The organism is Neisseria sp. P0022.S010, from assembly GCF_051956635.1.
The window spans coordinates 1-9,556 of record NZ_JBQCXF010000094.1; the positions used below are offsets into that span (position 1 = coordinate 1).

Consider the following 9,556-nt stretch of genomic DNA (forward strand, 5'->3'; position numbering starts at 1 on the left):
AAGGCCCCGGCGCATTTACCGGCCTGCGTATCGGCGCGGCGGTTGCACAAGGTTTGGCCACGCCGTTTGACACGCCCATGATCGGCATTCCCTGCCTCGATGCCGCCGCTTCGCTGCTGCCGCCATCCAGTTGCGTACTGGCGGCCACCGATGCGCGCATGGGCGAAGTGTTCTACGCATGGTTTGATACGCAAAACCACGTCCGCTTGAGCGATTACACGGTTGGCAAAGCCGCCGCCATTACCGCGCCCGAAGGCAAAACGCCTAGCGGCGGCATCGGTAACGCCTTTGCCCTCGCCGACAAACCACCTTTTGACGGTCAAGCCGATATGCCGACCGCCACCGACTATCTTAAACTTGCCCGCAGCGGCCGCTATGTTGCTACTGACGCGGCACACGCCGAGCTGCTCTACATCCGCAACAAAATTGCCCTGACCGCGCAAGAGCAAGCCCAACAAAAGGCCAAACCGTGAACCTGCGTCCAGCCGTACTTGCCGACTGCCCCACCCTTGCCGCCATCGACGCACAAGGCAATCCTTCGTCGTGGACGGTGAAGCAGTTTGAATCAGCTGTTCAACACCATCCCGACAGCGTTTGGCTCAGCCAGACCGACCACCAAATTACCGGCTTTATCGTGTGGCAAACCGTATTTGACGAATCCGAGCTGCACCTGATTGCCGTCGCGCCCGAATACCGCCGCCAAGGCATTGCGTCCGCCCTGCTGCAACACTGGCAAAACGCAGTGCAACAGCAAGGCGCAACCCGATTGCTGTTCGAAGTCCGCGCAAGCAATGAAACCGCGCAACAGCTCTACCGCAAACACGGCTTCCAAACCTGCGGCCGCCGCAAAAACTACTACACCCTGCCCGACGGTGGCAGCGAAGATGCCGTATTGATGGAGAAATCATGTTAAGCAGCCGCTACCTGCACCTGCACGAAGCCTTGGGTTTGGGCCCGATGTGGCTGAACCAAAACGCCAAAATCATCCATGCCGCGCCTCAAGCCGCAGCATCAGCCGCACCCGTCCGCCCCAAAGCCATTGCTGCCGATACCGCGCAAGCCGTGCGCACTTTATCCGCAGGCGCCCATCGGGCACGCACTGCCGCCATTGCCACTGCGCAAACGGCCAAACCTGCTGTCCGCGTTCCTGAAGCGGCACCCAAAGCCATTGTCGAAACACCGGCAAAAACAGAAAAAGCCGCGCATTCAGACAATCTGCCCCGTCTTGACGTAACCATCAGGCCGTCTGAAATCATGGTGGTCAGCATTTGCCCGTCCACCGAAGACAGCCTGCACGGTACGCTGTTTAGCGGCGAAGTCGGCACGCTTCTCGACAACATCCTCGCCGCCATCGGCCTTAAACCCGAGCAGGCGCATAAAACCGCATGGGTCAAAACCGCACCCGTGTTCACCGCTCTCCCCGATGCCGAACACATCCGCTCCGAATTTGCCGAAATGCAAAACGAGCTGACCGCTTCGCAAGCGCGCGCAGTCTTGTTTCTCGGCAAAATCTTCGACAGCCCCGACATGATCGGACTGATGAACGAATTGTGCGCAGAGCGGCCGCATTTCGTCATTCCCCATCCCGCCCGCCTGCTGATGCAGCCGCAACTCAAAGCGCAGGCATGGCAAATCTTAAAGCCATTGAAACAGCTTTTGGCCAAGGCCGTCTGAACATTCTGTTCAACCTGAAATCAGGTTTTTTACCAACAAAAAAGGGCGTGTTCGACACGCCCTGACGTTTATCAATATTCCGCTGAATGCCAGAAAGGCTGGCCCACCGTCGGCGTGCTGGCGCGCGCTTTCTCACGCGCCTCAACAGGTTCCGCCTCATAAGCCAGACGGCCCGACTCGACCGCAAGCGCAAAAGCGCGTGCCATATTGACCGGATCGCCGCTACGGGAAACGGCGGTATTCAGCAGCACGCCGTCAAAACCCCATTCCATCACTTGCGCCGCCTGCGAAGGCAAACCCAAACCGGCATCAATAATCAACGGCGTGTCGGACAGGCGTTCGCGCAGGACTTTCAGCGCATAAGCATGAACCGCGCCCAAACCCGTGCCGATCGGCGCCGCCCACGGCATCAACGCCTGACAGCCTGCGTCAAGCAGTCGGCGACAGGCAATCAGGTCTTCAGTGCAATAAGGCAGCACTTTGAAGCCATCTTTAATCAGGATTTCCGCCGCTTCGACCAGTTGGAACACATCGGGCTGCAAAGTATCGTCGTCGCCGATGAGCTCGAGTTTGATCCAATCGGTTTCAAACACTTCGCGCGCCATCTGCGCCGTCGTTACCGCTTCCTGCACGCTTTGGCAGCCGGCGGTGTTCGGCAGCACCGGGATACCGATTTCTTCCAAAAGCGACCAAAACCCCTGACCGTGCGCCTCGCCGCCGCTTCCCGCGCGGCGCAGCGAGACGGTAATCATCGCGGGTCGGGCGGTTTGGACGGATTGTTTGAGGATTTCGGGCGTCGGGTAGGCCGCCGTGCCGAGCAGCAGCCGTGAAGGGAAAGTTTCTCCGTATAGGGTGAGCATGATGGGTTCCTTTGTAAGGTTGTTTTTGGGGACAGGGGTCGTCTGAAAAGGTAAAACAGCTTATCCGCCAACTACGGGGCGCACAATATCGACTTTGTCGTTTTCGTTCAAAACCGTTTCCGCATACGCGCCTTTGGCGACAAATCCGGTATTCACGGCGACGGCAAAGGGCTTTTGCGGCGCGGTTTGGGCGATGAGGTCGGCAACGGTCGTGCCGTGAAGTTCGGCGGGTTCGCCGTTTAAGATGATGTTCATGGTTTCTCGATATTTCGTAGGTAAGTTTCTTTATTCGCGATGCACCTGTTCCTGCTTGAACCCGTCGCCCCATTCCTTCAATGCCGTCAGCACGGGTGCAAGCGTTTTGCCGTAGTCGGTCAGGCGGTATTCCACTCGTGGCGGGACTTCGGGATACACAGTACGCAAAATTATGCCGTCGGCCTCCAATGCGCGCAGTTGCGCGGTCAGCGTGCGTTGCGACACATCGGGCAGGATGCGGCGGATTTGGTTGAAGCGCAGCGTACCGTCCGTGTGCAGGCGGTAGAGTATCGTTCCTTTCCATTTGCCGCCGATGACGGAAAGCGCGGCTTCCACCGAGCAGCCTTCGGCGCAGTCGTAGCTTGGGTGCGGTGTGCGGGGCATGGCAGTATCCTTTATGTAACTATATGAAAAATAAGTGCGTTCTTGTTAATGGTGTACTTCGGGTGCATGATACACGCTTTCAGACGACCTAACAGGAGAACCTTATGAAAGCCATCGGTTTCAACCGCCCTTTGCCCGTTTCCAACCCTGAAGCCCTGCTCAACATCAATCTGCCCGAACCCGAACTGCGGCCGCACGATATTTTGGTTGCCGTGCAGGCGGTTTCAGTCAATCCTGTCGATGTGAAAGTTCGGGCGGCGCATACGCCTGCGGCAGGGCAGTACCGCGTATTGGGTTACGACGCGGCAGGCATTGTTCAGGCGGTCGGCAGCGAAGTGCGGAATTTCAAAGTCGGCGACGAAGTGTATTACGCGGGCACCATCAACCGCCAAGGTTCGAACGCTCAATTACAAGCGGTGGACGCGCGCATTGCCGCCAAAAAGCCGCGTTCGCTGGATTTTGCCCAAGCCGCCGCGCTGCCGCTGACAGCGATTACCGCATGGGAAACGCTGTTCGACCGCTTGGACGTGAACAAACCCGTGGCAGGCGGCGCCAATGCGCTGCTCTTAATCGGCGGCGCAGGCGGGGTCGGCTCGCTTGCCATCCAGTTGCTGAAAAAGCTGACCGACATTCAGGTCATCGCCACCGCTTCCCGCCCCGAAAGCCGCGCGTGGGTGAAGGAACTGGGCGCGGATTTCGTCATCAACCATCATGAAAACATGGCGGAACGGGTTGCCGCGTTAAATATCGGCGCGCCGTCGTTTGTTTTTTCCACCAACCATACCGACCGCCATCTGCCGCAAATCGTGGAACTCATCGCCCCGCAAGGCAGAATCGCACTGATTGACGACCCCGAAACGTTGGACGTGAACCCGCTCAAAGGCAAAAGCCTGTCGTTGCATTGGGAATTTATGTTTACCCGTCCGCTGCGCGAAACGGCAGACATCGAACGGCAGGGCGAAATCCTGGCCGAAACCGCGCGGCTGGTGGACGAAGGCATCATCCGCCCGACCGCCACCCAAATCCTGCACGGCATCAATGCCGCCAACCTGCGCCGCGCACATGAGATGCTGGAACGCGGAGATATGATTGGCAAACTGGTGGTGGAAGGCTGGGACAACTGAATTCGCCGATTATTCTTTGCGCCGTTATACCCGCTTCTGCCTGTATAGCATCCGAAATGACGGCAATCGAATATCCTAGCAATCGAATATCCTAATTGAGCAGGTCGTCTGAAATTTGGCTTTCAGACGACCTTATTCATCCCACAAAGCCTGAAACGCTTTAACCACCGCTTCGGGATTTTCCGCTTCGGTCACGGCGCGGACGACGGCGAGTGAGGAAACGCCGGTTGCCAATACATCTTCGGCGTTGTTTAAATCGATACCGCCAATGGCAACGACGGGCGTGCCACGTGCCTGTCTGACGTATTCGCGCAGTTTATCCAAGCCTTGCGGGGCAGTGGGCATTTGTTTGGTCGTGGTCGGGAAAATCGCGCCGCTGGCCACATAGCTGGGGTGTACAGACAAGGCGCGGTCAAGTTCGGCGACGGAGTGCGTACTCAAACCCAAGCGCAAACCGGCAGCTTCAATCGCGGCGAGGTCGGCGGTGTCCATATCTTCCTGCCCGAGATGTACGCCGTATGCACCTGCGGCAATCGCTTCGTGCCAGTGGTCGTTAATGAAAAGCTGGGTTGCGCTGTTTTGGCAGGCGGCGACGCAACGTTCGATTTCGCGTTTCAACTCGTCGCCATGCAAGGTTTTGCAGCGCAGTTGCACCGTGTCGGCACCTGCTTTGACCATGCGCTCGACCCAGTCGGCAGTGGGAACGACAGCGTAAAATTTCAGGGGGGATTTGAGTGGCGGGAAGATCATAACGGCTCCGAAAGGAATAATTCGTTGTTATATTATCAGAAAAGGCCGTCTGAATAATATTTGTTTTCAGACGGCCTTTTAAACGGTTTGAAAAATGACGTATCAAACACGTCCTTTTTTCCTATTACAACAGGAACATGGTTGCCAATCCCAAGAAAATCAGGAAGCCGCCGGAGTCGGTTACTGCGGTAATCAGCACTGAGCTGCCCAATGCCGGGTCGCGTCCGGCTTTGTCCATCATGACGGGGATAAGGACGCCGACGGTCGCGGCAAGCAAAAGGTTCAAGGTCATCGCGGCCACCATAACCAAACCGATGCCGATGTTGCCATAGAGCAGCCATGAAATCACGCCCATTACCGTACCCCAAATAATGCCGTTGACCAAGGCGACGCCGATTTCTTTTTTCAACAGGCGGCCTGCCTGTGTGCTGGTCATTTGCCCCATTGCCATGGCGCGGACGATCATGGTGATGGTTTGGTTGCCGGAGTTGCCGCCGATACCAGCGACGATGGGCATCAGTGCGGCCAGCGCGACAATTTTCTCGATACTGCCTTCAAATGCGCCAATTACGCGGCTGGCGATAAAGGCGGTACACAGGTTGATGGCGAGCCACATCCAGCGGTTTTTCACCGAGTCCCAAATCGGGGCGAACAAGTCCTCTTCTTCTTGCAAACCGGCCATGTTCAACATGTCTGCTTCGGATTCTTCACGGATCACGTCCACCATTTCGTCAATGGTGATCCTGCCGATCAGCTTTTTGTTTTCATCGACAACCGGCGCGGTTACCAAGTCATAACGTTCAAATGCCTGCGCCGCTTCTTCCACGTCGTCTTCCGGACGGAAGCGCACGACATCGGTGGCCATCACGTCTGCCACCATGTCTTCAGGGTCGGCGACCAAGAGTTTGCGGATGGGCAGCACGCCTTGCAACACGTCGTTTTCATCGACCACGAAAATCTTGTCGGTATGGTCGGGCAGGCTGTCGAAACGGCGCAAGTAGCGCAACACGACCTCACACGTCACATCGGCGCGGATGCTGACCAATTCAAAGTCCATAATCGCGCCGACTTGGTTGTCTTCGTAAGACATCGCCGCTTTGACCTGCTCGCGCTCTTCTTCATCACGCGTTTGCAGCGCTTCATACACCACTTGGTGTGGCAAGTCGTCTGCCAGTTCTGCCAATTCGTCAGCGTCCAAATCATCGACGGCGGCCAACAGCTCGTCTTTGTCCATGGACTCGATCAGCATTTCGCGCACGGAGTCGGATACTTCCAGCAAGACTTCGCCGTCGTCTTCAGGGGCGACCAAAAGCCAAACGATGTTACGCTCGCGCGGCGGCAGGGATTCCAAGACGGCGGCCACGTCGGCAGGGTGCAACTCGGCCAAGAGGACGGTCAGCTCGGTGAACTTGTCGCGCAGGCTTGCGTCTTCAATCGGCACGCCTGCTTCGATTTGTTCAAAGGACGGCTCGAGGACTTCGCATAAGGCATGGATGCGGTCGATATCGTCAGAGATGCGATCGTCAGAAATGCGGTCTTCTACCACATCATTGTCGGGGGTATTGTCGAGATTCGGAGGGGTTTGTTCGATGCTCATAAATGCTCCGCCCGCCGGACGCGGGAAGGCATTTCGGCGGGATGATTATTGTTGTTGTGTATCAGATGGGAAGTTCAAAGGCGAACTGGGAAGGTCCATAATTCAAGCCTACTGAGAGGCACAGAGTTGTAAACGGTGCATATTCTACTCTTTTTTAGGCCGTTTTACCATTTTTAACGGGAAAGGCCGTCTGAAATTTAAATTTCAGACGGCCTTTTCATTTGCTCAAACCTTATTCTTTAGGCAGGCGCAGGACGGAGACGATGAATCCGCCCCAAATGACGATCAATGCGACAAGCATCATAATAATGGCTGAAGTACTCATTATTCGTCTCCTTCACGTTCGTGTTCATGTTCGTCTTTGACGTTGAAGTTCTGACCATGTTTCCACGGCAAGAACGACAGCAGGACAGACAATACCAAGAGAGCGCCGACCATGCCCCAACCGAAGATATTGAGGAAGCTGTCAGGATAGCCGCTGTAATTCTCTTTTAAGAGGCCGGCGGTATCTTGATAAAGCATATAGCCGAGCATAGCGACGGTAACCACCACGCTGGCAGTCCAAACTTTACCGACACGGATGGAAGACAGCGCGTTCAAGTGATTGCGCAGTTCCGGCAGCTTGTGCAACAGGACAATCGCCAGAACGTAAACAAAACCAGAAGCCACAATGCCGTAGGTATTGATGAATTTATCCAATACGTCCAACACAGGCAGGCCGGTGGTCGTACCGAACAGCAAGGTAGAAATAATCGCCATTGGCACGCCTGCAATCAACGTTGCGCTGACACGGCCGATGTTCATTTTGTCTTGAATTGCAGCCACAATCACTTCAACGATGGAAATCATGGAAGTTACACCAGCAAACACCAGCGAGCCGAAGAACAACACGCCGATCAACGCGCCCATAGGGGCTTGGTTGATGATGGTCGGGAACGCGATAAACGCCAAGCCGATACCGCTGGATGCCACTTCGCTGACTTCCTTGCCTGCGGCTTGAGCCATAAAGCCCAATGCGGCAAATACGCCGATACCGGCGAGTAACTCAAAGCTACTGTTGGCAAAGCCGACAACCAAGCCTGTGCCGCCCAAGTCGGTTTTTTTCTTCAGGTAAGAAGAATAAGTAATCATAATGCCGAAGCAGATGGAGAGCGAGAAGAAAATCTGGCCATATGCGGCTACCCAGACTTTCGGATCTGCCAAACGGCTCCAGTCAGGCGTAAACAAAGCGTCCAAACCTTTTGCCGCACCCGGCAGAGTCAGGGCAATGCCCACCATGATGACAAACATCACCACCAACAAAGGCATGAAGAATGTGGATGCACCGGCTACACCTTTTTGTACGCCCAAAGCCATAATCGCCAGCGTAAACACCCAGACGGCAATCAGCGGGCCGGCAACTTTGCCGACAAAATCCAAACCCAAGTCTTTGGCATCGGCCATTTGCAGGAAGTCTTTGAAGAAGAAGGTCTGCGGATCCGCACCCCATGCCGAAGTCAACGAATAATAGGCATAGCTTGCCGCCCAGCCAACAATCACGGCGTAGTAGATACAGATGATGACGTTGGTCAGAAAATTCCACCAACCCATCGGCTCAAACAAACGGCCGAGGCGGCGGAAAGCCAAAGGTGGCGAACCGCGGTAACGGTGGCCGATGGCGTAGTCGAGCAGCAACAGCGGAATACCTGCCGTCAACAGCGCAACCAAGTAAGGGAGGATGAAAGCACCGCCGCCGTTGTCGAAAGCGATGTAAGGGAATCGCCAAATGTTGCCTAAGCCCACGGCCGAGCCGATGGCAGCAAACATAAAGGCGCGGCGACTGCTAAACGTCGCGCGTTCGCTGGATTGAGAATTTGACACGATGAACCTCTTAAAAGTCGAGTGTCGCCAAGGCCGTTCAGCCTTGCGCGTATATATTTAGGAATCAGGCCGGACAAGCCGGTCGGTTAAAGTAGATATTCGGATAAGGATAATATCCGGTATAGAGGATGCACCGCTTATGGCCATGCAAACATAATCTGACCTTATCGTAAAAAAATTTAACAGTGTTGACAAGTCATAATTAAATTTAAATCACAAGCAAAATCTTCATACACTACGACTAAAACCTTCATACACTTATTTATATAACACTCAAACACAGCTCAATCCACCGTTTTTCCCTCCCTTGTTCCGACCATTTCCCCTTTGCTAAAAACCGCCCTCCCCTTATCCGGCAAGGAAAAGCAGGAATCCAAGGCGTTTAAATTCCATGTCATCAAAAATGTTCAGACGGCCTTTTCCTTTTGCTCGATTAAACCCGGGCCGTCTGAAAATTACACTGTTGTATGTTGTAATCAAAAGCCACACTCACATTCTGTTTAATATAAACAAAAACAATCCGCCTCTTCCCGTTTCATTCATTACCATGATTTAAAACGAGCATAAAACACTAAAAACAGAATTAATAAAAAATAAAATTTCAAAAAATATACAATAACAATAAATTCAAACCCATATTCCTACTCTAATCATCTACAATCAAAAATAATCGAACCTAAAAATTTCAATAAAACATTAATTACACAACACTACAATTTTGCTATAATTGCCACCATTCGCTCCATAACCCAAACCCAAAAGAAGAGGAAAAGCCATGGGTATCAAAGTTGCCATCAACGGCTACGGCCGTATTGGCCGCCAAGTAGTGCGCGCTATTTTTGACTACAAACTGCAAGACCAACTCGACATCGTTGCCATCAATGCCAGCGGCAGCATCGAGACCAATGCTCACCTGACCAAATTCGACACTGTTCACGGCCGCTTCAACTCTGAAGTTTCCCACGATGAGAAACACCTCATCATCGACGGTAAAAAAATCCCTTACTTCTCTACCCGCAACCCAGCCGAATTGCCATGGGGCGAATTGGGCG

General features: G+C 54.1%; 12 protein-coding genes. 5 read left to right on the forward strand and 7 right to left on the reverse strand.

The genetic code is table 11. The features are described from left to right. The 3 genes from tsaB to ACTHUT_RS09855 all read left to right on the forward strand — a co-directional run. Positions 1 to 473 (forward strand): tRNA (adenosine(37)-N6)-threonylcarbamoyltransferase complex dimerization subunit type 1 TsaB (tsaB, locus tag ACTHUT_RS09845; RefSeq protein ID WP_440418759.1); only part of this gene is annotated, 473 nt, incomplete at its 5' end. Continuing rightward, on the forward strand, positions 470 to 913 hold the full coding sequence (gene rimI, locus ACTHUT_RS09850; RefSeq protein ID WP_440418760.1) for a ribosomal protein S18-alanine N-acetyltransferase: 444 nt from the start codon (positions 470 to 472) through the stop codon (positions 911 to 913). The genes tsaB and rimI, both read left to right, overlap by 4 nt. After that, on the forward strand, positions 907 to 1,674 hold the full coding sequence (locus ACTHUT_RS09855) for a uracil-DNA glycosylase family protein (RefSeq protein ID WP_440418761.1): 768 nt from the start codon (positions 907 to 909) through the stop codon (positions 1,672 to 1,674). Before rimI ends, ACTHUT_RS09855 begins: the two co-directional genes overlap by 7 nt. 71 nt (positions 1,675 to 1,745) lie before the next feature. On the opposite strand, the gene ACTHUT_RS09860 is transcribed toward ACTHUT_RS09855, so the two are convergent. From ACTHUT_RS09860 to ACTHUT_RS09870, 3 genes are read right to left on the reverse strand one after another with little or no spacing between them, the layout of a single operon-like run. Next, positions 1,746 to 2,534 (reverse strand): thiazole synthase, encoded by a 789-nt coding sequence (locus tag ACTHUT_RS09860; RefSeq protein WP_440418762.1) that lies wholly within the window; start codon positions 2,532 to 2,534, stop codon positions 1,746 to 1,748. Between the two features lie 60 nt (positions 2,535 to 2,594). Then, positions 2,595 to 2,789, reverse strand: coding sequence for a sulfur carrier protein ThiS (gene thiS / locus ACTHUT_RS09865; protein ID WP_003684673.1), 195 nt, complete (start codon positions 2,787 to 2,789; stop codon positions 2,595 to 2,597). 30 nt (positions 2,790 to 2,819) lie between these two features. Beyond that, a complete protein-coding gene (locus ACTHUT_RS09870) occupies positions 2,820 to 3,173 on the reverse strand; it encodes a winged helix-turn-helix transcriptional regulator (RefSeq protein WP_440418763.1) in 354 nt (117 codons plus the stop codon). A gap of 104 nt (positions 3,174 to 3,277) precedes the next feature. Here ACTHUT_RS09870 and ACTHUT_RS09875 point away from each other — a divergent pair, with 104 nt between their 5' ends. Beyond that, on the forward strand, positions 3,278 to 4,297 hold the full coding sequence (locus ACTHUT_RS09875; RefSeq protein ID WP_440418764.1) for a zinc-binding alcohol dehydrogenase family protein: 1,020 nt from the start codon (positions 3,278 to 3,280) through the stop codon (positions 4,295 to 4,297). Positions 4,298 to 4,429: 132 nt separating this feature from the next. Here ACTHUT_RS09875 and thiE read toward each other — a convergent pair whose 3' ends face one another. The 4 genes from thiE to ACTHUT_RS09895 all read right to left on the reverse strand — a co-directional run bounded on the left by thiE (position 4,430) and on the right by ACTHUT_RS09895 (position 8,504). Further along, positions 4,430 to 5,047 (reverse strand): thiamine phosphate synthase, encoded by a 618-nt coding sequence (gene thiE / locus ACTHUT_RS09880; RefSeq protein WP_440418765.1) that lies wholly within the window; start codon positions 5,045 to 5,047, stop codon positions 4,430 to 4,432. A gap of 124 nt (positions 5,048 to 5,171) precedes the next feature. Beyond that, positions 5,172 to 6,644 carry a magnesium transporter gene (mgtE, locus tag ACTHUT_RS09885; RefSeq protein ID WP_440418766.1) on the reverse strand — a complete coding sequence of 491 codons (1,473 nt, stop codon included), beginning with the start codon at positions 6,642 to 6,644 and terminating at the stop codon, positions 5,172 to 5,174. Between the two features lie 232 nt (positions 6,645 to 6,876). After that, positions 6,877 to 6,969: a methionine/alanine import family NSS transporter small subunit gene (locus ACTHUT_RS09890; RefSeq protein ID WP_036472778.1), complete on the reverse strand. Its 93-nt coding sequence runs from the start codon at positions 6,967 to 6,969 to the stop codon at positions 6,877 to 6,879. After that, positions 6,969 to 8,504, reverse strand: a complete 1,536-nt coding sequence (locus ACTHUT_RS09895) for a sodium-dependent transporter (RefSeq protein ID WP_250601442.1) — start codon at positions 8,502 to 8,504, stop codon at positions 6,969 to 6,971. Before ACTHUT_RS09895 ends, ACTHUT_RS09890 begins: the two co-directional genes overlap by 1 nt. A gap of 775 nt (positions 8,505 to 9,279) precedes the next feature. Here ACTHUT_RS09895 and ACTHUT_RS09900 point away from each other — a divergent pair. Continuing rightward, the coding region (locus ACTHUT_RS09900) for a glyceraldehyde 3-phosphate dehydrogenase NAD-binding domain-containing protein (RefSeq protein WP_440418767.1) at positions 9,280 to 9,556 on the forward strand (277 nt) is incomplete at its 3' end.

Excerpts from the sequence above, each read along its gene's own strand:
- ACTHUT_RS09855 (WP_440418761.1), top strand. The coding sequence starts at position 907 with ATGTTAAGCAGCCGCTACCTGCACCTGCACGAAGCCTTGGGTTTGGGC.
- ACTHUT_RS09860 (WP_440418762.1), bottom strand. The coding sequence starts at position 2,534 with ATGCTCACCCTATACGGAGAAACTTTCCCTTCACGGCTGCTGCTCGGC.
- thiS (WP_003684673.1), bottom strand. The coding sequence starts at position 2,789 with ATGAACATCATCTTAAACGGCGAACCCGCCGAACTTCACGGCACGACC.
- ACTHUT_RS09870 (WP_440418763.1), bottom strand. The coding sequence starts at position 3,173 with ATGCCCCGCACACCGCACCCAAGCTACGACTGCGCCGAAGGCTGCTCG.
- ACTHUT_RS09875 (WP_440418764.1), top strand. The coding sequence starts at position 3,278 with ATGAAAGCCATCGGTTTCAACCGCCCTTTGCCCGTTTCCAACCCTGAA.
- thiE (WP_440418765.1), bottom strand. The coding sequence starts at position 5,047 with ATGATCTTCCCGCCACTCAAATCCCCCCTGAAATTTTACGCTGTCGTT.
- mgtE (WP_440418766.1), bottom strand. The coding sequence starts at position 6,644 with ATGAGCATCGAACAAACCCCTCCGAATCTCGACAATACCCCCGACAAT.
- ACTHUT_RS09890 (WP_036472778.1), bottom strand. The coding sequence starts at position 6,969 with ATGAGTACTTCAGCCATTATTATGATGCTTGTCGCATTGATCGTCATT.